Annotated in this window: 14 protein-coding genes; 13 read left to right on the top strand and 1 reads right to left on the bottom strand. The window is 62.2% G+C overall.

What is annotated here, in order from left to right:
• The first annotated feature begins 464 nt into the window (after positions 1–464).
• From CBW66_RS27505 to CBW66_RS27445, 13 genes are all read left to right on the top strand, one after another.
• Positions 465–872, top strand: a complete 408-nt coding sequence (locus tag CBW66_RS27505; RefSeq protein WP_086139458.1) for a nuclear transport factor 2 family protein — start codon at positions 465–467, stop codon at positions 870–872.
• A 25-nt stretch (positions 873–897) separates the two neighbouring features.
• Complete coding sequence (locus CBW66_RS27500; protein WP_086139459.1) at positions 898–2,340, top strand: FAD-binding oxidoreductase; 1,443 nt, start codon at positions 898–900, stop codon at positions 2,338–2,340.
• Between the two features lie 120 nt (positions 2,341–2,460).
• Complete coding sequence (gene tauA / locus CBW66_RS27495) at positions 2,461–3,525, top strand: taurine ABC transporter substrate-binding protein (RefSeq protein ID WP_086139460.1); 1,065 nt, start codon at positions 2,461–2,463, stop codon at positions 3,523–3,525.
• Positions 3,526–3,606: 81 nt separating this feature from the next.
• Positions 3,607–4,422 (top strand): taurine ABC transporter ATP-binding protein, encoded by an 816-nt coding sequence (locus tag CBW66_RS27490; RefSeq protein WP_086139478.1) that lies wholly within the window; start codon positions 3,607–3,609, stop codon positions 4,420–4,422.
• A 79-nt stretch (positions 4,423–4,501) separates the two neighbouring features.
• Positions 4,502–5,296: an ABC transporter permease subunit gene (locus tag CBW66_RS27485; RefSeq protein WP_230492204.1), complete on the top strand. Its 795-nt coding sequence runs from the start codon at positions 4,502–4,504 to the stop codon at positions 5,294–5,296.
• Positions 5,297–5,586: 290 nt separating this feature from the next.
• Positions 5,587–7,020, top strand: coding sequence for an amino acid permease (locus CBW66_RS27480; protein WP_086139462.1), 1,434 nt, complete (start codon positions 5,587–5,589; stop codon positions 7,018–7,020).
• On the top strand, positions 7,013–8,239 hold the full coding sequence (locus CBW66_RS27475; protein ID WP_086139463.1) for a molybdopterin-dependent oxidoreductase: 1,227 nt from the start codon (positions 7,013–7,015) through the stop codon (positions 8,237–8,239). The genes CBW66_RS27480 and CBW66_RS27475 overlap by 8 nt, the downstream gene beginning before the upstream one ends.
• Before the next feature lie 10 nt (positions 8,240–8,249).
• A complete protein-coding gene (locus tag CBW66_RS27470; protein WP_086139464.1) occupies positions 8,250–8,867 on the top strand; it encodes a c-type cytochrome in 618 nt (205 codons plus the stop codon).
• Positions 8,868–9,510: 643 nt separating this feature from the next.
• Entirely contained in the window at positions 9,511–11,169 is a 1,659-nt protein-coding gene (locus CBW66_RS27465) for a ShlB/FhaC/HecB family hemolysin secretion/activation protein (RefSeq protein ID WP_230492194.1), read from the top strand.
• Positions 11,170–11,199: 30 nt separating this feature from the next.
• Complete coding sequence (locus tag CBW66_RS27460; protein ID WP_086139479.1) at positions 11,200–18,411, top strand: YDG domain-containing protein; 7,212 nt, start codon at positions 11,200–11,202, stop codon at positions 18,409–18,411.
• A 153-nt stretch (positions 18,412–18,564) separates the two neighbouring features.
• Positions 18,565–19,407, top strand: a complete 843-nt coding sequence (locus CBW66_RS27455) for a sulfotransferase (RefSeq protein WP_086139466.1) — start codon at positions 18,565–18,567, stop codon at positions 19,405–19,407.
• 290 nt (positions 19,408–19,697) lie between these two features.
• On the top strand, positions 19,698–21,155 hold the full coding sequence (locus CBW66_RS27450) for a glycoside hydrolase family 19 protein (RefSeq protein WP_230492195.1): 1,458 nt from the start codon (positions 19,698–19,700) through the stop codon (positions 21,153–21,155).
• A gap of 101 nt (positions 21,156–21,256) precedes the next feature.
• On the top strand, positions 21,257–23,623 hold the full coding sequence (locus tag CBW66_RS27445; RefSeq protein WP_086139468.1) for a glycosyl hydrolase family 18 protein: 2,367 nt from the start codon (positions 21,257–21,259) through the stop codon (positions 23,621–23,623).
• A 192-nt stretch (positions 23,624–23,815) separates the two neighbouring features.
• Here CBW66_RS27445 and CBW66_RS27440 read toward each other — a convergent pair.
• The coding region (locus CBW66_RS27440; RefSeq protein WP_139842774.1) for a carbohydrate porin at positions 23,816–24,102 on the bottom strand (287 nt) is incomplete at its 5' end.

The raw sequence follows: 24,102 nt of genomic DNA, 5'->3' as shown, positions 1-24,102 counted from the left end.
CAAGCTGGAAGACGTGGGTCCGGCCTTGAAGAAGGCGATAGCCATGCAGATGAATGAAGGCAAGACGACCATCATCGAAATCATGTGTACGCGCGAGCTGGGCGACCCGTTCCGCCGCGATGCGCTGAGTAAACCGATCCGTCATCTGGACAAGTATAAAGATTACGTTTGATGTCGTGGGTGGTGTTGGATTACGCCCTGCGGGCTAATCCAACCTACGTAGGTCGGATTAGCCGGGCAAAGCCCGGCGTAATCCGACGCCACCCGGACCGCCGGCGTCATCCGACACAGCGCTGTGACCAAATTCTCACAGATTGTCACGCAAACATCACAATTTCATTAAAGAATACAAGGCGTCCCGTTTTTTGGATTATTTGATTTGACAAGGCCATGCTTAAGGCTTAAATTCAATAAAAGACAAAAAACGGAACGTAGCGTATCAAAAACGATTTACGGAGACCACCATGAACCACCCTGTACCGCATACCGACGCCGTCACCACCGACTTCCTTCAAGCCTTCGGCGATGCCTGGAACCGCCACGATATCGAGGCCCTGATGGCCGCCATGGCCGACGACTGCGAATTCCACGCTGTTGCCGGTCCTGACTTGCTGGGCAAGAGTTTTGTCGGCCGCGACGCCGTGCGCGCCGGCTTCGAACTGGCCTGGCAAACCTTTCCCGATGCCGCCTGGCTCAACCCCTTGCATTTCGTCAGCGGCCAGCGCGGCGTGACGGAATCGACCTTTGCCGGCACCAAGGCCGACGGCACGCGCATCGAAGCGCGCATGGTCGACATCTTTACTTTCCGCGACGGCAAGATCGCCGTGAAGAATGCCTTCCGCAAGGATCGCCCACCCGTCGTCAAAGCCTGAGCCAGCACGTTCACCAGGAATGATCATGAACAAACCTGTCGACACTCCATCTGACGTACTGGGCAGCCACAGCACCGCCGCCCGCACGCCCTACGATCCCGCCTTCGATCCGCTGGTGGCCCAGCGTCCCGGCCACGGCAATGCCTACGCGCCCACCTACTGGATCGGCACGGCGGGCGAGCCGCCCGCCGACGACGGCCCCATCACGCATGATATCGACGTCGACGTGGCCATCATCGGCTCGGGTTTTACCGGTCTGAGCTGCGCCATCTTTTTGGCCCAGGAACACGGCATCAAGGCCACCGTGCTGGAAGCGAACCGGGTCAGCTGGGGCTGCAGCACGCGCAACGGCGGCCAGGCCCAATGCACGACGGGCCGGCTGAAGCGCTCGCAGTGGATCGCGCGCTACGGCATGGACACGGCCCTCAAACTGCACACGGAAGTGTGCGACGCGATGCAGACATTCAAGAAGATCACGGCCGATATCGATTGCGACCCGCAGCCGGGCGGCCACCTGTACATCGCCCACAAGGCGAAAGCCATGCCCGCGCTGGAAAAAGAAGCCAAGGTCATGCGCGAGATCTTCAAGTACGACGCCCGCATCCTCGATGCCGACACCGTCAAGCGCGAATTCGTCGACGACAAGGAAGCGGCCGGCGCGCTGCACGAACCGGAAGGCATCGGCATCCACGCGGGCAAGCTGGCGTTCGGTTACCTGCGCAAGGCGCGCGCGCTGGGCGCCAAGGTGCATCCGTCCAGCCCCGTGATGGGCTGGGAAACGCGCAACGGCGTGCATTACCTGCAAACGCCGGGCGGCGTGGTGCGCGCCCGTTCCGTGGCCGTGGCCACGGGCGGCTACACCTCGCCCCATCTGCATGCGCAAGTGAAGAACCGGCTGCTGCCGATTTTGTCGAATTCCATCGTCACGCGTCCGTTGACTGCGGCGGAAATCGAGGCGTGCAATTTCCGCACCCACCAGGTGATCACGGATACGCGCATCCTGCGCCATTACTACCGTTTGATGCCGGACAACCGCGTGCAGATCGGCAGCCGCAGCGCCATCACGGGCGCCGACGCGCCGGACGACCGATATAAACAGTTTTTGATCAACGATCTGCACCGCAAGTTCCCCGCGCTGACCGGTATTCCCATCGATTACTCATGGTGGGGCTGGGTCGACGTCAGCCACGACATGATGCCGCGCATCGTGCAACCGGACCCGAAGCAATCGATCTTCTATTCGCTCGGCTACGGCGGCAACGGCGTCATGTACTCGGCGCAGGCGGGTCGGCGCATGGCAGAACGCATCGCGGGCAAGGCCAGCGACACGGGCTTGCCGATCTTCAATTCGAAACTGCCGTATCCCAACATGATGGAACTGGTCGAGTCGCAAGCGTTTGCCCCGTTCCGCCGCCTGGGCCAGCGCTTCCTGTACCGCTGGTATCACTTGAAGGATGAAGTGTTTTAAATAGTAATCGCAGTAGCTGTACTAAGCCGCCGTATGGTTGACAAAGAGCAACCAGCGGCGCCTCCCGCAAGGGATGAGATTGCCCGAACGTTCACACATAACAATAACTTGGAGTGAGACATGAACACATACACGAGCAAAAACGCGAGCAAAAACACGGTTTTTTCAACGCTGCGCCGCGCCGTCCTCGGCACCCTGGTGCTGGGCGTGGCGGTCGCATCGAGCGGCACGGCCTTCGCGCAGGGCAAGGAAGTAACGATTGCCTACCAGGAAATCAACGGCCCCTTCCTGGTGGCGATTGCCAGCGGCGAAGTGGAAAAGACCACCGGGTATAAAATCAACTGGCGCAAGTTCGACTCGGGCGCCAAGGTAGCCACGGGCATGGCGTCCGGCGACGTGCAGATCGGCGTCATCGGTTCGAGCCCATTGACGGCGGCCGTCAGCCGCGGCGTCGACCTGCAGCTGTTCTGGATCATCGACGACATCAACGAAGCCGAAGCGATGGTGGCCCGCAATGGCGCCGGCATCACCAAACCGACCGACTTGCGCGGCAAGAAGATCGCCGTGCCGTTTGTTTCCACCACCCATTTCCACACCATGTTCGCGCTGGAAACGTGGGGCATCAAGCCCACGGAAGTGAAATTGCTCAACATGCAGCCGAACCAGATCGCCGCCGCCTGGGAACGGGGCGACATCGATGCCGCCTTCGTGTGGGATCCGGCCTTGAGCAAGCTCAAGCAAAACGGCAAGGTGCTCGTCACTTCCGGCGAACTGAGCAAGAAGGGCAAGGCCACGTTTGACGGCATGGCCGTCGAGCGCGCCTGGGGCGAAGCGAATGCCGACTTCATGGCCAAGTTCGTCAAGGTGATGGCCGCTGCCGATGCCGACTACCGCGCCAATCCGAAGGCGTGGACCATCGATTCGCCGCAAGTGAAAGCCAACGTCAAGCATTCGGGCGCGGCTGCCAAGGACGTGGCCGCTTCCGTGGCCCTGTACGCCTATCCATCGCTGCAGGAGCAGGCCTCGCCGGCCTGGCTCGGTGGCGGCGCGAAGGGTGGCGTGGCGCAAGCCTTGCTGGCCACGGCGCAATTTTTGAAAGCTGAAGGCAAGATCGATGCGCTGGCCCCTGACTACGCCAAATATGTGACACCCAAGTATGCACAGGCCGCCGGCCTGCTGAAGTAAACGTTGTGCGATGGCGCGCCTGCGGGCGCGCTGACTGAACAGGATGCGTTGAACTGAAGTACTACATATGCGGGGCACATGATGGAAAATCTCTACGTCAAGGATGTCAGCGTGATTTATCCGGGCAAGACGGCCGGTGAACGCGTACATGCCTTAAATAATATCAATCTGACGATCAATAGCGGCGACTTCGTCGTCGCGCTGGGCGCTTCGGGCTGCGGCAAGACCACCTTGCTGAGCCTGATGGCGGGCTTTATCGCCCCGTCCAAGGGCGAGATCATGTTGGGCAGCAACAAAGTGGAAGGGCCGGGCGCCGACCGTGGCGTCGTGTTCCAGAAACATGCCTTGCTGCCATGGCTGAACGTGATGGAAAACGTGGAATTCGGCCTGAAACTGCAAGGCGTGCCGAAGGCTGTGCGGCGCGAACAGGCGGCCAAGAACCTGGCGCTGGTCGGCTTGAAGGACTTTCACGACAATATGATTTATCAATTGTCGGGTGGCATGCAGCAAAGGGTGGGCATCGCCCGCGCCCTGACCTGCAATCCCGCCATGCTGCTGATGGATGAACCGATGGCGGCGCTCGACGCGCTGACCCGCGAAACCATCCAGGAATTGCTGCTCGATATCTGGGCCAAGTCCAGCACCATGTTCTTCTTTATTACCCACAGCGTCGACGAGGCGCTGTTCCTGGCGAACCGGCTGATCGTCATGTCGCCCCGTCCGGGCCGCATCACGCACACGTATGAACTCGATTTCAACAAGCGCTTTCTCGAATGCCGCGATGCGCGCGCCGTGAAATCGAGCCCGGACTTCATCAAGATGCGCGAAACGGTGCTCAACATCATTTATGGCGACGAGCGCGCCGTCAATAAAGAGCTGGAGGTGTCCCATGCATAGCCCATCCGCCGTGGGATTTCCTCCCACCAGCGCCAAGCGCGCCGGCTTTTTTGGCCGCCTGTTCGCTCCCCGCTGCGCCATGCCCGGCGAAGCGTTCGGTGCGCCGGGGCAGGGCAATTCCAGCCGCATCGCCACCGTCACCGTCATCGCCGTGCTCTTGCTCTGGTTTGGCGTGACGGCCAGCGGCCTCGTGAAACCGCTGTTCCTGCCGTCGCCGCAGGCCGTGTACGAAAAGTTCATCATGGCGGCCACTACCGGTTTCGGCGGCGCCACCCTGTGGGAACACACCGTCGCCAGTCTGGTGCGTGTGTTCGGCGCCTTCGGCCTGGCCTGCGTGCTGGCCATCCCCGTCGGCGTGATGATGGGCGTCAACCGCGTGGCACGCGGCATCTTCGATCCCTTGATCGAGTTCTACCGTCCGCTGCCGCCGCTCGCTTATTTGCCACTGGTTATCATCTGGTTCGGCATCGGCGAGTTTTCGAAGGTCTACCTGATCTTCCTGGCCATCTTCGCGCCGATGGCCATCGCGGCCCGCGCCGGGGTCAGCTCTGTGTCGCTGGAGCAAATCCACGCGGCCTACTCGATGGGCGCCACCCGCTTTCAGGTGATCGTGCACGTGATTTTGCGCGCCGCGATCCCGGAAATCCTCACCGGCATGCGCATCGGCATCGGCGTGGGCTGGACCACCCTGGTGGCGGGCGAAATGGTGGCGGCCACGCGCGGCCTCGGCTACATGGTGCTCAGCGCGTCGGAGTTCCTTGCCAGCGATGTGGTGATCATGGGCATTATCGTGATCGGCTTCTTCGCTTTCCTGTTTGATTTGATGATGCGCTACCTCGAACGTACCCTCGTGCCATGGAAGGGCAAGGTGTAAGACGTTCCCGGGAGTGGCGAATATGCCACAAGTGTTGCCGCCGCTCCCATTTTTTAACCAGCAGTAACTCAGCCATACCCCGTACGTATCCTCCAGCGCGCTTGCCCCTTGGCAACCGCGCCGGGCCGCTGCATTTCCAGATTGACTTATGGCATGCAGCCAACCAGACTGATTTGATGATGTATCGATGCTGCTTGACGGTGTTGCTCAAATAAAACAAAGCCGCGCGGCAGGAACCAGCCGCAGCAGGCCAGGGCGCACCGAGCTTCAGATATTACTAGGAGACAAACATGATTAGTGACAACCACAATAATACGGGCTTGCAGCACTCGCTCAAGCAACGCCACATGAGCATGATCGCCATCGGCGGCGTGATCGGCGCCGGCCTCTTTGTCGGCAGCGGCGTCATCGCCAAGGCCGCCGGCCCGGCCGCCATCCTATCCTTCTTGCTCACGGGCGGCCTGGTCGTCCTGATCATGCGCATGCTGGGCGAGCTGGCCTCGTCCCTGCCCGTGGTCGGCTCCTTTTACGAATATGCGCGCCTGGCCTTCGACGACAAGCCGAAAGTATCGAAATTCCTCGGCTTCATGAGCGGCTGGATGTACTGGTATTTCTGGGTCGTCGTCGTCGCCTTGGAAGCCATCGCCGGCGCCAAGCTCGTCAACTTCTGGCTGCCCGAGGTGCCGTCATGGTCGATCAGCCTGGTGCTGCTCGTCTCGATGACCGTGCTCAACCTCTTCTCGGTGAAGGCGTTTGGCGAATTCGAGTTCTGGTTCGCCTCGATCAAGGTGGTCGCCATCATCGTCTTCCTGTTCGTCGGCGCCCTGTTCATCACGGGCAGCTTGCCCAACAGTATCCCGACCCTAGGTTTCCTGACCAGCAACGGCGGCTTCATGCCGCACGGTTGGGGCCCCGTACTGAGCGGCGCCGTGGCCGCCACGGCCTTCTATTCAGGCGCCGAGATCGTCACCATCGCCGCCGCCGAAACGTCGGACCCGGCCAGGGCCATCGCCCGCGCCACCAATTCCGTCGTCACGCGCGTGCTGATGTTTTATGTCGGCTCCATGTTCGTCGTCGTCTGCATCGTGCCCTGGGATTCGCCGGCCATCGCCACGCCCTTCGTCAGCGCCCTGACCGTCATGAACATCCCGTATGCGGCCCACATCATGAACGCCATCATTTTGACGGCCGTGCTGTCGGCCCTGAACTCGAGCCTGTACGCTTCCTCGCGCATGATCTTTGCCTTGACGCGCCGCGGCGACGCCCCCACGGGCCTCGTCAAGCTGAGCAAGAATGGCGTACCGATCCGCGCCATCCTGTTCAGCACCTTGTTCGCCTATTTCGCCATCGCCGTCTCGTATGTGTCGGCCGACCTGGTGTTCCCTTTCATCGTCAATTCCTACGGCATCCTGATCCTGTTTGTGTACCTGCTCATTGCGATTTCTCAATTGCGTTTGCGCCGCCGCCTGGAACGCGAATGTCCTGAACGCATCAAGGTGCGCATGTGGCTGTTCCCCTACCTGACGTACTTCACCATCATCGCCATGCTGGTGATCCTGGGCGCCATGAGCGTGTCGTCCGATACGGAGCAGCGCGTGTCGTTCTGGTTCGGCCTGTTGAGCGTGTTCATCATGAGCGTGATGTACTACATCAAGAAACTGGTCAATGACGACCGCAACGGCGGTGCCCCCGCCGACACCAAAGTGGAGCTCAAACATGTCTGACACGACCTTGTTGCCTGCAGGCCGGCGCCGCTTCCTGCGCACGACGGCCGCCCTGGGTGCCGCCGCAGTGGCGGGGCCTGGATCAGCCTTGGCTGCTTCTGTGACGTTGCCGTTTGAAAACGGCGAGCGCGAACTGGTGGCGTTTCCGCAAAAGCGCCCGCTGCTCCTGCTGACCAGCCGTCCGCCCCAGCTGGAAACGCCGTTCAGCGTGTTCAATGAAGGCGCGATCACGCCCAACGACGCGTTTTTCGTGCGCTACCACTGGAGCGGCTTGCCCACCAGCATCGATGGCGGCAGCTACCGGCTGCGCGTCCAGGGTCTGGTGAAAACGCCGCTCGAGCTGTCGCTGGCGGAACTCAAACAGCTGGCCGACCCCGTCGATGTGGTGGCCGTGACGCAATGCTCGGGCAACAGCCGCGGCTTCTTCGCCCCGCGCGCGAATGGCGGGCAGCTGGGCAATGGCGCCATGGGCAATGCCCGCTGGACGGGCATTCCCCTGAAAACCGTGCTGGAAAAGGCCGGCATCGCGGCCAGTGCCGTGCAAGTGGCTTTCAATGGCCTGGAAACGCCGCCCGTGGGCGACGGTCCCGACTTCCAGAAAGCCTTGTCCGTCGAGCACATCATGGCCGGCGACGTCATGCTGGCCTGGGCCATGAATGGCGAAGACATTCCCTTCCTCAACGGCTATCCGCTGCGCCTGATCGTGCCGGGGTTCTATGGCACCTACTGGGTCAAGCACCTGAGCGACATCACTGTGCTCGACAAACCCTTTGACGGCTTCTGGATGAGCACGGGCTACCGCATCCCCGACAACGGTTCCGGCTTCATCGAACCGGGCACGCCGGTGGGCAAGACGACGCCGATCAGCCGCCTCAACGTGCGCTCCTTCATCACCAGCGTGCAGGATGGCGCGCAAGTGAAGGCGGGGCGCGACCTGGCCTTGCGCGGTATCGCCTTCGATGGCGGGCAGGGCATCAGCGAGGTGACGGTGTCGGTGGACGGCGGTCAGACGTGGCAGGAAGCCAGACTGGGCAAGGACCTGGGGCGCTTCTCGTTCCGCGAGTGGACCATGGTCATGCGGGCGCCGCGCAGGGGCAAGCATGTGCTGATGGTGCGCGCCGTCAACCGCATCGGCCAGAGCCAGCCCATGAAAGCCCTGTGGAATCCCATGGGTTATATGCGCAACGTGGTGGAAACCACGCGCATTCAGGCAGTGTGAGGAGAATTCGATGCTGATCAAAACACTCGCCACCGCCGTGGCCTTGATGCTTGCCGGTAGCGCTGGCGCGCTGGAAATCCAGCTGCCGCCGGAAACGGCCACCTATAAACCCAGCGAATTACCCGGCTACCAGCTGGTGCAGCGCAACTGCATGACGTGCCACGCGGCGCAGTATGCATCGAGCCAGCCGCCCGCTTCGCCGCGCGCCTACTGGGAAGCGACCGTCAAGAAGATGAAAAAGCCATTCGGCGCCCAGTTTGACGACGCGGACATGCCGGCCATGGTCGATTACCTGGTGAAAACCTATGGCGCGGAGCGGGGAGCCGCCGCGCCTGCCGCCGCAGTGAAGCCCGCCGCAGCCGCTGTCCCTGCCGCCAGCGGCAATGATGTCAAAACCTTGCTGGCGGCGAACGGCTGCATGGCATGCCACGCCCTCGACCAGAAAGTGGTCGGACCCGGCTTTGCGGAAGTGGCCGTCAGATACAAGGGCAAGGACAGCGTTGCCGCCGTGGCGGCGAATATTCGCAGCGGCGGCGCCGGCAAATGGGGACCTGTGCCCATGCCGCCGTTCAGCCAACTCAGCGTGGCCGATGCGGCCACGTTGGCCAAATATGTGCTGTCCAGGTAAGACCCGGCCAGCGCGGCCGCGTCGCTGATCTTCTCTCCCTTTCCGCCGGCATCGGGCATGGCCGATGCCGGCCACGCCGGTTTTCCTCGCCACGATCATATGCGCCGCGCGCTCCCCGCGTGACCGCCAAAAATAAGTTTCCCTTCATAATATTTGTTCATTGATTATCCATTTTTGCGAGAATGTGACATGTCAATTTGCAGCAAAAAAGTGTGTCATCTGATGAGTATGCGCGTATGTAAAAAATAACATTGTTTTATATTGTGATAATGCCAATGTCTTATTCATTTCGCATGCATGGCGTGCTCATGGAATAGCATGTCGATAGTGACAGTGATGCAATTTTGTTGTGTTATGACAACGAGTTTCTTGCTGGAAAGGCGCATTTTTACGGTCTTTTGCGAATTTTAAGGGCATCCCTGTAGAGGCCGCACCAATGTGGTGAAAGAGAACATCAGAGAGGTATTTTCTGGCCTGATGAGGGGCTAAAATGGATCAATGTTGCTGATGGGAATGTATTTTTCTCATTGTCATTGTATTTAACAATGATGTCAAAAAAACTTCCTTTGCAGCTCTTGTATTCCCCGTCAGTACAGCCGCTAGCGGCTTGCCTGGCGCGGGCGCGCCGCCTGAAAGGATGACCTTGAACACCAAATTACTTCCATTGACCTTGCTGGCGCTGATCCAGACCGCCTGGGCCGTCGATCCTCCGGGCGCAGGCAGCCAGCTGCAGCAGATTCCCGCCGCGCCCCAACTGCCGAAAGCGCCGCCAGCCATCCGTGTACAGCAGGGCAATGTGCCGGCCACGACGGTGGGCGATACCACGCGCATTACCGTGCAGCGCTTGCGGATCACGGCGCCGCCCGTCTTTGCCGAAAGCGAACTGGTCGCCGCTACGGGTTTCGTGCCCGGCAGCGAGCTGACCCTGGGCGAATTGCGCGCCATGGCGTCAAAAATTGCCAGCTATTACCAGAACCGTGGCTATTTTCTTGCGCAGGCCTATCTGCCGGCGCAGGATATCGAGGATGGCGTCGTCGCCATCGACGTGCTGCCGGGCCGTTATGGTCAGGTGCAGCTGCGCAATCAGAGCACGCTGTCCGACGGCCTGGCCGGCACGATACTGGCCGGGCTCGACGGGCAAGTGATCGCCACGCCGCCGCTCGAGCGGCGCTTGCTGCTGCTGTCGGACTTGCCGGGCGTGCAGGTGAGTTCGACCCTGGCGCCGGGGGCGTCCTTGGGCGCGTCCGACCTGATCGTCGACGTGCAGCCCGGTTCGCGTTTCAACGGCAGCATCGACCTCGATAACCAGGGCAACCGCTACACGGGCCGCAACCGCATCGGCGCCACCCTGAACATCAACGAGCTGGCCGGCATAGGCGACGTGGCCACCGTGCGCGCCTTCACTTCGGCCGATGGCCTGAACTATGGCCGCCTGGCCTACCAGGGACAGGCGGGCCTGTTGCGCCTGGGCGGCGCCTACACGTATATGGATTACAAGCTGGGCAAGGAGTTTGCCGTGCTTGACGCCAAGGGCACGGCGAAGATCGCCAGCGCCTATGGCAGTTATCCGCTGATCCGCTCGCGCAGCAACAATCTGTATGCGCAAGTGAGCTACGACGACAAGACATTCCAGGACAGGACGGAATCGACGGGCAGCGTCAACGACAAGACAGCCAAGGTCTGGATGCTGAACCTGAATGGCGACGGCAAGGACGGCTGGGGCGGCGGTGGTATCAGCACCTATTCCGTCACGTACACCACGGGCAAGATCGCTATCGAGACGCCGGTGGCCTTGCTGATCGACCAGCTGACGGTGAAAAGCAACGGCCACTTCAACAAGCTTGCCTTCAATGCGGCGCGCGTGCAAAGCCTGGGCGGCGAGACCAGCTTGTTCGGCGTGATCAGCGGCCAGGCGGCGTCGAAAAACCTCGATGTCTCTGAAAAGATGGGCCTGGGCGGCGTGGGCGGCGTGCGGGCCTATCCGGGTGGCGAGGCGTACGGCGACCAGGGATATGTGCTGAATCTGGAATTGCGCCAGAACGTGACGGCCTTCACGGCGTTTCCCGGCCAGCTGCAGGTGCTGGCCTTTGCCGACACGGGCACCGTCAAGCTGAACCGCGATGCCTGGAGCGCCGGCGAGAACCGCCGCACCCTGAGCGGCGCCGGCGTGGGCGTGACGTGGACGGGCACCAATGCGCTCGTCCTGAAGGCGTATTACGCGCACAAGCTGGGCAATGCCAAGGCGACTTCCGCACCGGATGCGGCAGGCCGTTTCTGGCTGCAAGCCATTAAATATTTCTAATTAAGACAAGTTGAAAATCAGGACACTGCCATGAACCGCATCTACCGCTCCATCTGGAACCAGGCCACCGGCGCTTACGCCGCCGTTTCCGAAAACGTCAAATCCGCCGGCAAGCGCTCCATGCCCGGCGGCAGCGGGGGCGGGGCGCATTTTGCCCTGACCGGCATGGCGGCGGCGCTGATGCTCGGTTATGGATCGCTGGCGCTGGCGGGGCCGGCGGGCGGCACGGTGGTGGCGGGCCAGGCAACGATCAATGGCGCGCCGGACGCCACGGTGATCAGGCAGGGCAGCCAGAATGCCGTCATCAACTGGGCCAATTTCAATATCGGCAAGGGCGAGTCGGTGCAGTTCCAGCAGCCCAACAGCAATGCGGTGGCCCTGAACCGCGTGCTGGGCGGCGATGGCACGACCATCCTGGGCAACTTGTCGGCCAACGGCAAGGTGTTCATCGTCAACCCGAACGGCGTGCTGTTCGGCCAGGGCGCGTCCGTGAACACGGCCGGCCTGGTCGCTTCCACGCTGGATATTTCCAACGCCGATTTCATGGCCGGCAAATACCAGTTTGCAGGCAATGGCACGGGTAAAGTCCTGAACCAGGGCAGCATCAGTGCGCCGGGCGGCTACGTGGCCCTGCTGGGCGCGCACGTCTCGAACGAAGGTACGATCCAGGCACGTCTGGGTTCGGTAGCCCTGGCGGCGGGCAAGGCGATCACCTTGGACGTGGCCGGTGACGGCTTACTCAATGTGGCCGTCAACGCAGGCGCCGTGGGCGCTTTGGTCAACAATGGCGGCCTGATCCAGGCTGACGGCGGCAGCGTGGTGCTCACGGCGCAGGCGGCGGGCGACCTGCTGAAAACCGTCGTCAACAATACTGGCGTGATCGAGGCGCACAGCATCGACACGCGCGGCGGCACGATCAAGCTGCTCGGTGACATGCAGTCGGGCACGGTGAATGCGGCCGGCACCCTGGACGCCAGCGCGCCCGTCAGCGGCAAGGGCGGCTTCATCGACACCTCGGCCGCGCACGTGAAGATCGACGATGCGCTGAAGGTGACGACGGCATCGAGCAAGGGCCTGGCCGGCACCTGGCTGATCGACCCGACCGACTTCAATATCGCCGTTTCCGGCGGCGACATGACGGGCGTTTTCCTCAGCAACTCCTTGAAATCGGGCAATGTGCAAATCCAGAGCGTGTCGGGCGGCAGCGGCACGCAGGGCAACATCAACGTCAACGATAACGTCAACTGGACGGCCAACAAGCTGACCCTGACGGCGCAAAACAATATCAACATCAACAAGGCCATGCGCGGCGCGGGCACGGCCAGCCTGGCGCTCGAATACGGCCAGAGCGGGGTCGCCGCCGGCAATTTGTCCACGTACAACGTCAAGGCGGAAGTGGATCTGCCGTCGGGCAATAATTTCAGTACCAAGCTGGGCAGCAATGGCAGCGTCGTCGTGTATCAGGTGATCAACAGCCTGGGCGCCTTCAACAGCACTACCGGCAGCGACGTGCAGGGCATGCAGGGCAATTTGTCTGGCAACTATGTGTTGGGCAGTAATATCGACGCGCGCGGCACCTCCGGCTGGGATGGCGGCAAGGGATTCGCGCCCATCGGCAGCGATGCGACGCCATTCACGGGCACGTTCGATGGCCTGGGCCATGAAATTGTGGGCTTGACGATCAACCGCCCTGACGTGCCCGTCGGCATGTTCGGCAATATCGGCGCCGCTGCCGCCGTGCGCAACCTGGGCTTTAGCGGCGCCAGCGTTGCCGGATCGGCTGCCACCTATAGCAGTACCTATGCGGGCATAGGCGCGCTGGCTGCCGTCAACAGCGGCAAGATCGATAATGTGCGCAGCAGCGGCAGCGTCACCGGCGCCGGATATGTCAATCTCGGTGGCCTCGTGGGCATTAACAATGGCACGATCAGCAACAGCGCCAGCGCAGGCACGGTGACGGCCGGCGGCTATGCGGCGGCGGGCGGCCTGGTGGGCACCAATGCCTTGGGCGCCTTTGTCAAGAACAGCTCCAGCGCCGCTACCGTCACCACGCCGCATTACATGGCGGCCGGCATGGTTGTGATTAACCGCGGCGCGATCAGCGACAGCTATGCCACCGGCACGGTCAATTCTGGCGGCAACTACGGCGGAGGCCTGGTCAGCGTGAATACGGGCAGTATCAGTAACAGTTACGCCACCGGGGCGATGAATGCCTCGGGCAGTGCTGGCGGCCTGGTTGGCACGAACGACAGTTCAGGTTCAAGCATCAGCAACAGTTATGCGACCGGCAAGGTGACTTCCACCGGCGGCTACGTCGGCGGCCTCGTGGGGCTGTTGCGCGGAACCCTGAGCAACAGCTATGCGACGGGCGACGTGCAGAACGCCGGGCTGGCGGGCGGCATCGTCGGCTATAACGTGGGCGGCAACATCACGAATGTGTATACGACGGGCAAGGTGACGGGCAGCGGCGCCAGCGTGGGCGCCATCGTCGGCGAGCATAACGGCGGCAGCGTCAATCGCGCCTACTTTGACAGCACGATCAATTCCGGCCTGAATGGCATCGGTCAAAGCTTCAATGGCGCCACGTCCAATGCGCAGGGGCTGAGCACGGCGCAGATGCTGGTGTCGAGCAATTATGTGGGCTTCAATTTCACGACCACGGTCGGTGCCACCGGCAACAACTGGGTCCTCGTCAGCGGCGACGGATCGATCAATGGCGCGGCCGCCGGCACGCGCCCGATGCTGGCGTCGGAATGGTCGAACACCATCAATTCGGCGCACCAGCTGCAATTGATGGCGATGAGCAAGGCGGCTAGCTATACCCTGGGCAGCAGTTTCAGCGCGGCCACGACGGCGGCCAATGGCAAGGACGTGTGGGGAACGACAGGTTTCATTCCTGTCGGCACGGCGGGTTCGCCCTTCACGGGCAGTCTCGACGGCACCGGCCATATCATTTCCAGCCTGAATATCGCCAAGGCGGGCGTGAGTAACGTGGGCCTGTTTGGCGCCATCGGCAGCGCGGGCGCCGTGGCGAACGTGGGCCTGTCCGGCGGCAGCGTGGCGGGCGGCACGAATGTGGGCGCCCTGGCAGGCAGCAATGCCGGCACGGTCAGCGGCAGCTTTGCCACCAGCAGCGTGACGAGCACGTCCACCGGAGGTGGCCTGGTGGGCAGCAATACGGGCACGGTGGCGGACAGCTATGCCAGCGGGGCCGTGAGCGGCACCAGCGTCGTCGGCGGCCTCGTCGGCAGCAATGGCGGCAACATCGTCAACAGCTATGCGAATGGCGGCGTGAGCGGTTCCAGCAATGTCGGCGGCTTGGCGGGCGCCAGTACGGGCAGCGTCACAGGCAGCTATTGGGACACGGCGGCCAGCGGCCAAGCAGCCAGCGCGGGCGGGGCGGGCATGACGACGGCGCAGCTGAAAAACCTGTCGAATTACACGGGCGCCGGCTGGGAGCTGGCGCAGATGTGGGTGGTCTACGACGGCCAGAGCGCGCCTTTCCTGCGTTCGTTCATGAAGCAGATCGCCGTGCGCGTCTCCTACGACAGCAAGGTGTATGACGGCGTGGCCTACGCCGGCGGCAGCAACAGCGTCACCTACTCGAACACGGTCGATGGCGCTAACCTGCTCGGTACGGTCGTGTATGCAGGCAATGCCGCCGGCGCCGTGAATGCGGGCACCTATGGCGTGTCGGCCAGCGGCCACTACTCTTCGGGCGGCCAGTCGGGCTATTCGATCAGTTATATCGATGGCGGCCTGGTGATCACGCCCAAGTCCGTCACCCTGAGCGGCGCGGCGGTGGGTGACAAAGTGTACGACGGCAACAATGTGGCTGCCATCAGCGGCACCCTGAACGGCGTGCTGGCGGGCGACCTGGCCAATGTCAGTTCGACCGTGAATGGCACATTTGCCAGCAAGAATGCCGGCAACGGTATCGCCGTGACAGTCAACGCGACCCTGGGCGGCAGCGCCGGGGGCAACTATGCGCTGGTGCCGGTGAACGGCTTGACGGGCAATATCAGCAAGGCCACCATCAGCGGCGTGAGCGGTATCGTTGCTGGAAATAAAGTGTATGACGGCACTGCCACGGCCAGCCTGAACACGGCGGGCGCCACGTTTGCGGGCATGATCGGTGGCGACAGCCTGAGCGTGTCGGGYGCCAGCGGCAGTTTTGCCGACAAGAATGCAGGCACAGGCAAGACGGTCAGCATCAGCGGCATCGTGCTGGGCGGCACGGATGCCGGCAACTACAACCTGACCGGCACCACGGCCAGCGGCACAGCCGATATCAGCAAGGCCACCATCAGCGGCGTGACCGGTATCGTTGCYGGAAATAAAGTGTATGACGGCGGCGTGGCCGCCAGCCTGAACATGGCTGGGGCATCGTTCACGGGGATGGTGGGCGGCGACAACCTGACGGTCTCGGGCGCCAGCGGCAGTTTTRTCGACAAGAACGCCGGAAATGGCAAGACGGTCAATATCAGCGGCATGGTCCTGGGCGGCACGGATGCTGGAAATTATGATTTTACCAACGCCACGGCCAGCAGCACGGCCAATATCAGCAAGGCCACCATCAGCGGCGTGAGCGGCATTGTTGCTGGAAACAAAGTGTATGACGGCAGCACGGCCGCCAGCCTGGATGCGGCGGGCGCCACGTTTGCCGGCATGATCGGTGGCGACAGCCTGAGCGTGTCGGGCGCCAGCGGCAGTTTTGCCGACAAGAATGTAGGCACAGGCAAGACGGTCAGCATCAGCGGCATCGCGCTGGGCGGCACGGATGCCGGCAACTACAACCTGACCGGCACCACGGCCAGCAGCAGCGCCGATATCAGCAAGGCCACCATCAGCGGCGTGACCGGTATCGTTGCYGGAAATAAAGTGTATGACGGCGGCGTGGCCGCCAGCCTGAACATGGCTGGGGCATCGTTCACGGGGATGGTGGGCGGCGACAACCTGACGGTCTCGGGTGCCAGCGGCAGTTTTGTCGACAAGAACGCCGGAAATGGCAAGACGGTCAATATCAGCGGCATGGTCCTGGGCGGCACGGACGCTGGAAATTATGATTTTACTAACGCTACGGCCAGCAGCACGGCCAATATCAGCGCCAAGGCACTGACGCTGACGGGCTTGACTGGCAACAATAAAGTCTACGATGGCACAGCCAGTGCGAACCTGGCCGGCGGCACCCTGAATGGCCTGGTCAATTCGGAAACCCTGGCCTTCACTGTCCAGGGGGCAAGCTACAGCGACAAGAACGCGGGCACGGGCAAGGCCATTACCGTGGGCGGCGTGACCTTAAGCGATGGCAGCGGCTTGGCCGGCAACTACACGCTGAGTACACCAAACGGCATGACGGGCAATATCGCCAAGGCAACGATTTCCAGCATTAGCGGTTTGAGCGCCCTGGACAAGATATATAACGGCAACCTCAACGTCAGCCTTAGTCCCGGCCAGGCGGTGATCAACGGCAAGATTGCTGGCGACGATGTGCAATTCTTCAGCGCGAGCGCTGCATTCACGGATAAGAACGTGGGCAGCAACAAGGCCGTCAATATCACAAATATCACCTTGTCCGGCAGCGATCTGGTCAATTATGACTTCCTCAACAATACGGCCAGCGCCACGGCCAGTATCACGCCCAAGGCCGTCACGCTCTCCGGTGTGACTGCAGGCAATAAAGTCTACGATGGCACGACAGCGGCAGTCTTATCGGGCGGTACCCTGACCGGCATGGTCGCGGATGAAACGCTGGGCTTCAGCGGCGGTGTCGGCAGCTTTAGCGACAAGAATGCCGGTACTGGCAAGCTGGTGACCATCAGCGGCGCCAGCTTGCAGGATGGCACTGGCCTGGCCAGCAATTATGCCTTCAGCAGTCCCGCCAACGTGAACGCCGACATCAGCAAGGCGACCATCAGCGGCGTGACGAACGTGGGCGTCAATAACAAGACCTATGATGGCTCGGCCATGGCCACGCTGAGCGGCGCGGCGACCTTCAATGGCATGGTGAACGGCGACAGCCTGACCGTGGCCGGCAACGGCGCCTTCAGCGACAAGAATGCGGGCACGGGCAAGACGGTGGCCGTCAGCGGCATCACCCTCGGTGGCGCCGATGCGGACAATTACAACCTTGCCAGCACAGTTGCCACTGGTACGGCCAGCATCACGCCAGCGTCCATCAGCGCCATTTCCGGCATCGCGGCGGCGAACAAGGTGTATGACGGCGGCACGGCGGCCAGCCTGAATCTGGCGGGTGCCAGCTTCAATGGCATGGTGGCCGGCGACGTCCTGAGCCTTGCCGGCGGCCCCGTCCTTGGCGCGTTCAGCGACAAGAATGCGGCAACGGGCAAGACCGTGAATATCAGCGGTCTGGGACTGGCCGGCGCCGATGCGGGCAATTACGTATTGGCCAGCAGCCTGGCCAGCACCACAGCCGATATCACGCCGGCCGCATTGACGGTCAGCGCCAGCGGCGTCAACAAGGTATATGATGCCACCACGAATGCGGTCGTATCCTTGCGCGACAACCGCATCGGCAACGACCAGCTGACTATCGCCAGCAATGGCGCCAGTTTCAGCGACAAGAATGCGGGCGCGGGCAAGACGGTGACGGTGGCGGGCATACGCTTGAGCGGGGCGGATGCGGGCAATTACGTGGTCAACACCACGGCCAGCACCACAGCCACGATCTCGCAGGCACCGCTGACGGTGAAAGTCGACAATGCGGTAAAAGACCAGGGACGTGCCAATCCCGACTTCAGTGCCAGCTACAGCGGCTTGCTCGGCGGCGACACGCTGGCCGCCGAAGTGAGCGGTCAGCTGGCATTCGGCACGCCGGCGACGACGGCTTCCGCGGCAGGCAACTATCTGGTCTCGGCCTCGGGCCAGGCGTCGAACAATTACGCCCTGAATTATGTGGACGGCGTGCTGAAAGTCAATCCGACGGAAGCGCTGCAAAGCGCCGTTGCGAACGTGATTGCGGCTGTTGCCGTGGCGCCGTCGCAGGGCAATATGGTGCAGGCCGACATGATCGTCAGTGGCGAGACGGCGCCAGGCAAGCCCGCCGCCGCGCAGGATGCGCCGCGCGAGGGAGGGAAGGGCGGCTCGGGCAGCGCACCGCTGGTGCAGCTGGCCGGCAACGTCGTCAGCAATGTCTTGCCAGGCCTGCGCCTGAGCGTGGTGGACAGCGGCTTGCGCTTGCCGGCCGAGGTTTCCGTCGGTACGCGCCAGGACAGCCAGTAAGGCCTGCCGCGTCACTATAGGCCGGCGCCGGAGTGCCGCTCCGTGTTTCGAAGCGGCATTTTTTTACCGGTGCGTTGCCGCCGCGCTCTTATAATGGCGGCACCACCCTGGATTTCCGTCAGAAGAGCAACGCTGAACAGAAAGTACAATCGCATGACATCCCATTTCATCGGCGTGGCAGGCTTGCCACGCGCCGGTTCCACTTTGCTGTGCCAGCTGCTGGCGCAGCATCCCGAACTGCATTGCGAAGGCAACAGCTCCCCCTTGTGCAACGCTTTGCTGGGCATGCGGCGCATGGTCAGCGACGACGCTTTTTTCCTGTCGCAGCTCGACAGCACCTTTGACGCCAGCTACGGGCACCTGAAAACGGCCATGCAGGGCTTTCTGCGCGGCTGGTACCGAGATTGCGGCAAGCAGGGCGTGGTCGACAAAAACCGTGCCTGGTTGCATTGCGTGGAAATGCTGCTGCAGCTGGCGCCGGAAGCGAAGATCATCGTTTGCGTGCGCGAGCTGGGACAGGTCTACGGCTCCATCGAAGCGCAGCACCAGCGCACCATCCTGCTCGACTTTGTCGACCATCTGGCCGATTTCGACCGCCTGGGCCGGGCCGACATGCTGTTTGCCAAGGACCGCACCATCGGCGCTCCTCTGAGTTCCCTGCATGCCGTGCTGGACCTGCCTGCCGAAGTGCAGCAGAAACTGTATTTCGTGCGCTTCGAAGACTTGATGGCGCGGCCCGTGGAATGCATGTCGCACCTGTACGCGTGGCTGGGCCTGGCACCGTTCCAGATCGACCCGCACGATCTCGCCGTGGGCATCCAGGAAAGCGACAGCCACTACCGCATGAAGTACACGCACCGCCAGCAGGCGACGATCAGCGCGCCCAGGCCGCATGCGATTCCGCCGCGCATCCAGGCGCAAATCGAGGATGCGTATGGCTGGTTTTATGATCTGTATTACCCGCAACATCAGCGCGCAGGAACGCCATCGGCCTGAAAACAGCTGCGGCAGTGCTGATACCACTTGCCGCAGTGCTGCCAGCGCGGTATTGCCGGCAGTTGTCTTAAAAACTCCTTTTCTCTCTCTTCTCACTCTTCGCTTGCAGCGCCGTGGCCGCGCCGCCTGAAGTCACTGGTATTGTAAAAAACACCGTTTTATAAAACCACTTGACTACCAATTTTCGGCGTCGCATTCTTGGTGCAGAAAGCCGACGCTTCGCTGTGCTTTCTTTACGTACAACATAAAAAGCTACTTCGATAGTTTTCGTATAACGTTCAGGAGACATTGTGAAGACACGGCAAATTAGCCGGCTGGCCTCGCCTTTGATGGCCGGCCTGCTGGGCAGCGCGCTGCTCGCTTGCGGCGGCAATTCCACTACCGAACCCCCCTCGACCCTGCTGGCCGCCACGGCCGCCAGCGACAGTTGCGCTGCCTGGAGCGCCGCCGCCGTCTACACGGCGGGCCAGTGCGCCGTCTATGACGGCAAGGTCTACCGCGCCAAGTGGTGGGTACAGGGCACGGCGCCGAACAACGACCAGTGGGGGCCGTGGAGCCTCGATACCACTACGCCCACGCCAACCCCGACGCCGACCCCGACGCCAACGCCAACGCCAACGCCAACGCCAACGCCAACGCCTACTCCCACGCCGGGCGTGCCCACCAAGGCCCAGGCCGAAGCCAACGAGGCGGCGCTGACGAACAACGATTTTTTCCGCAAGGTCAAGGCGTCGATCCGTACCTTGGGCAATGCGGCCGTCGAAGCCGTGCAGCCGGGGCTGGCCGGCAATCCGCTCAACGTCAAGCGGGTTGAACGCCTGCTGCCGGCGGCGAAGTGGGATTATTATTTTGCCGCGCGCGACGCCAGCTATACCTACCAGCGCTTCCTGCAAGCGGTGGCCAAGTTCCCCGCCGTGTGCGACGACTACAGCGACGGGCGCAATGCGGATGCCATCTGCCGCCACAGCCTGGCCACCATGTTCGCCCACTTCGGACAGGAAACGGGCGACCATAACGCCAGCAGCCCGCTGCCGCAATGGCGCCAGGGCTTGAAATATTTGCGCGAACTGGGCTGCGACGAAACGGGCGCCGGCTGCGGCTACAACGTCGAGTGCGCCGATCCCGTCTTCAACAAGGTCTGGACGTGCGGAAAAAATGCCGACGGCAGCTTCAAGAAGTATTTCGGCCGCGGCGCCAAGCAGCTGTCGTACAACTATAACTACGGCCCCTTCTCGCAAGCCATGCATGACGGCGACCAGTCCGTGCTGCTGAAGAATCCGGACCTTGTCGCCTCGACCTGGCTGAACCTGGCGTCGGCCACGTTCTTCTTTGTCTATCCGCAACCGCCGAAACCGTCGATGCTGCACGTGCTCGACGGCACGTGGGTGCCGAACGCGGCCGATACGGCGGCCGGCGCGGGCAACAATTTCGCCACCACCATCATGATCATCAATGCCGAGTGCGGGCAAGGCACGGAAAAGCAGGCCGCGCAAAACCGTATCGATTACTACAAGCAATTTGCCGCCGACATGGGCTGGGATTATTCCGGCGAACAGCTGTCCTGCGCCAACATGCAACGCTTCACCCCGGCCAGTTCCGCCGCCTACAACATCTATTGGGAAAAGAACTGGAGCGCCGGTGGCGAGAACCAATGCCAGCTGGTCAGCTATCAAACCCCGTACAGCGCCTTGCTGGCCGGGAACTACGTGAAATGCGTGGAAGCCAACTGGAATGTGAAGTTGCAGTAAGCAAGTGCAGGAAAGCCGGCCAGGGATAACAGTTGACAAGAGCCCCCCGAGGGGCCTGCAACAAGCTCTCGATGTATAACCATAACGGAGACGACAATCATATGAAATCGAATGCATTATTGATGGCCCTGCTAAGCGGCGTGCTCGTCGCTTGCGGCGGCGGCCAGGAAGGCACGACCGCCACGCCGAACACCTTGCTCGCCGCCGTCGACGCGTGCGCCGTCTGGGACGCCGCCACCGTCTACACGGGCGGCCAGTGCGTGCTCTACCAGGGCGTCACCTACAAGGCCAAGTGGTGGACGCAGGGCAATGTCCCCAGCGCCGCCGACCAGTGGGGGCCATGGGCCGTGACGGATACGCCGACACCAACGCCAACCCCGACACCAACCCCGACCCCGACACCAACCCCGACACCGACGCCGACACCGACACCGACACCGACACCAACGCCGACTCCGACTCCGACTCCGACGCCGACGCCAACGCCCACGCCCACGGCTTGCCGTCCGGACGGTCTGATTTCGGCCGTGCCGAATGTGCCGTATTGCAAGGTGTACGATGCAAACGGGCGCGAAGTGCTGGGCAATGGCTTGAACCGGCGCATCGTCGGCTATTTCGCCAGCTGGCGCACGGGCGCCGATGGCAGCCCCACGTATCTGGTGAATAACCTGCCCTGGGACAAGATCACCCACCTGAACTATGCGTTCGCCACCGTCGATCCGGCGACCTCGAAAATCGCCATCGGCAGCGGCGCGGCCAATCCGGACACGGGCCTGACCTGGCCCAACGTTCCGGCCGCGGCCATGGACCCGTCCTTGCCGTACAAGGGCCATTTCAACTTGCTGGCGCAATACAAGAAGAAGTATCCGGGCGTGAAACTGATGATTTCCGTGGGCGGCTGGGCCGGCAGCGGCGGCTTCTACACGGCCACGACGAACGCGGACGGCAGCATCAACACGGCCGGCATCAATACCCTGGCCGACTCCATGGTGGCCTTCGTGCGCCAGTACAACTTTTTCGATGGCGTCGATGTCGATTACGAACATCCGACCACCAACAATGAAGCGGGCAATCCGAACGACTTCGCCGTCTCGAAACCGCGCCTGGCCGGCCTGATGACGAGCTACAACGTGCTGCTGAAAGTGCTGCGCCAGAAGCTCGACGAAGCGGCCGTGCAGGACAATAAATACTATCTGCTCACCATCGCCGGTTCCGCCTCGGGCTGGGTCTTGCGGGGCGAGGAAAATATGTCGGGATTGAAATATCTCGATTACGCCAGCCTGATGAGCTACGATTTGCACGGCGCGTGGAACCAGTACGTGGGACCGAACGCGGCGCTGTTTGACGATGGCAACGATGGCGAACTGCGCGCCGGTAACGCCTACCAGTTCCAGAACATCGGCTACCTGAACACGGACTGGGCCTACCGCTACTACCGGGGCGCCATGCAGGCGGGACGCATCAATATCGGCGTGCCGTTCTACACGCGGGGCTGGAAGGATGTGACGGGCGGCACCAATGGCCTGTGGGGCACGACGCCGCTGATCAGCTCCACCGTCACCTGCGCCGGCACCAAGACCTGCGGCACGGGCGCCACCGGCATCGACAATGTGTGGTTTGACCTCGACTCGCAAGGCAAACCGACACCGGGCGGCGGCAACCCCATCTGGCATGCGCTGAACTTGCAGAACGGTATCGTGCCTAGCTACCTGGACGCGTATAAAGTCACGGACAAGGCGCTGGTGGGCACCTATGTGCCGTACTACAGCAGCACCATGGTGGCGCCGTGGCTGTGGAATGCGACCAAGAAAGTGTTCATTTCCACGGAAACCACGCAGTCGATCGCGGCCAAGGCCCAGTACATCGTCAACAACAATATCGGCGGCGTGATGATCTGGGAAATGGCGGGCGACTATGCCTGGGATGCCACGCGCAATGGCGGCAAGGGCGAGTACTTCATGGGCACCACCCTGACGGACGTGCTGTACCAGGCCTTCCGCACGGCTGGCGCGTATGGCAACAAGCGCGCCGAAATCGCCATGCCGGGGACGGCAGCCAACGTCAGCATCACCCTGGGCGGCTGGAAGCTGGGCGACAACAACTTCCCCATCAACCCGGTGATGACGGTGAAGAACAACACCAGTTCGACCCTGCCGGGCGGGACCGTGGTGGAGTTCGACTATCCCGTCTCGGCGCCGTCGGACATGAGCGACCAGTCCGGCTTCGGCTTGACGGTGATCAATGCCGGCTACACGGGGCCGAACAATATCGGCGGCTTCACGAAGAACTACAACCGGGCACGCTTCGCGATTCCCGCCTGGCAATCGCTGGCGCCGGGCGGCTCCGTGGCGCTGACCCTGAACTACCGCCTGCCGATCTCGGGACCGGCCAACTACACGGTCACCGTGGGCGGCACCAAGTACGCGCTGACGCAGGAGTATCCGGAACTGCCGGTGGCACTGCCATAAGCTGGTGATGCCGTAAAGTAAAAGGGCGGAACCGCGGTTCCGCCCTTTTTTATGCAGCTTCTTGTGTAGTAAAAACGCCGGACAAAACCGTCGCGAGCGGCAGTGATTTGTGGCTAAGAAGCGCAACCGTGCTAGAGCACGGTGAGCATCGCAGGCCGCAAAGCGCGCCGCGCAGCAGGTTTGGCGCGGTGTTTAGAACCAGGTTTCCACCTGGAAGCCGTACGAAGTACCGCTGGTATTGTTGTTGTAGATCGGGCCGCCGTTGTTCGACGCGTTGACCGAGGCGGTGGCCGCATCGTTCCATTTGCCGTAGGTCACGAACGCGCGCAGCTCGGGACGCGACCACAGGCCAGGACCGGCCGAGATCGTCGGGGCGATGGTCAGCTTGGTCAGGCGCTTGGCCGGCAGGCCGCCCGCTTGCGTCACGCGGTCCGTGCCCAGTTCGCCCACCAGCTTGAAGTTGTTGGTGAACGCGTACA

The sequence above is a fragment of the Janthinobacterium sp. GW456P genome, assembly GCF_002127655.1.
Classification (GTDB): Bacteria; Pseudomonadota; Gammaproteobacteria; order Burkholderiales; family Burkholderiaceae_D; genus Janthinobacterium.
The sequence above is the reverse complement of the archived record's forward strand: the minus strand, read 5'-3'. Positions and strand labels throughout refer to the sequence as shown.

What these genes read in the sequence shown, in the direction of transcription:
- CBW66_RS27485 (WP_230492204.1), top strand. Translation starts at nt 4,502, where the DNA reads ATGCCCGGCGAAGCGTTCGGTGCGCCGGGGCAGGGCAATTCCAGCCGC.
- CBW66_RS27480 (WP_086139462.1), top strand. Translation starts at nt 5,587, where the DNA reads ATGATTAGTGACAACCACAATAATACGGGCTTGCAGCACTCGCTCAAG.
- tauA (WP_086139460.1), top strand. Translation starts at nt 2,461, where the DNA reads ATGAACACATACACGAGCAAAAACGCGAGCAAAAACACGGTTTTTTCA.
- CBW66_RS27500 (WP_086139459.1), top strand. Translation starts at nt 898, where the DNA reads ATGAACAAACCTGTCGACACTCCATCTGACGTACTGGGCAGCCACAGC.
- CBW66_RS27455 (WP_086139466.1), top strand. Translation starts at nt 18,565, where the DNA reads ATGACATCCCATTTCATCGGCGTGGCAGGCTTGCCACGCGCCGGTTCC.
- CBW66_RS27505 (WP_086139458.1), top strand. Translation starts at nt 465, where the DNA reads ATGAACCACCCTGTACCGCATACCGACGCCGTCACCACCGACTTCCTT.
- CBW66_RS27475 (WP_086139463.1), top strand. Translation starts at nt 7,013, where the DNA reads ATGTCTGACACGACCTTGTTGCCTGCAGGCCGGCGCCGCTTCCTGCGC.
- CBW66_RS27490 (WP_086139478.1), top strand. Translation starts at nt 3,607, where the DNA reads ATGGAAAATCTCTACGTCAAGGATGTCAGCGTGATTTATCCGGGCAAG.
- CBW66_RS27445 (WP_086139468.1), top strand. Translation starts at nt 21,257, where the DNA reads ATGAAATCGAATGCATTATTGATGGCCCTGCTAAGCGGCGTGCTCGTC.
- CBW66_RS27470 (WP_086139464.1), top strand. Translation starts at nt 8,250, where the DNA reads ATGCTGATCAAAACACTCGCCACCGCCGTGGCCTTGATGCTTGCCGGT.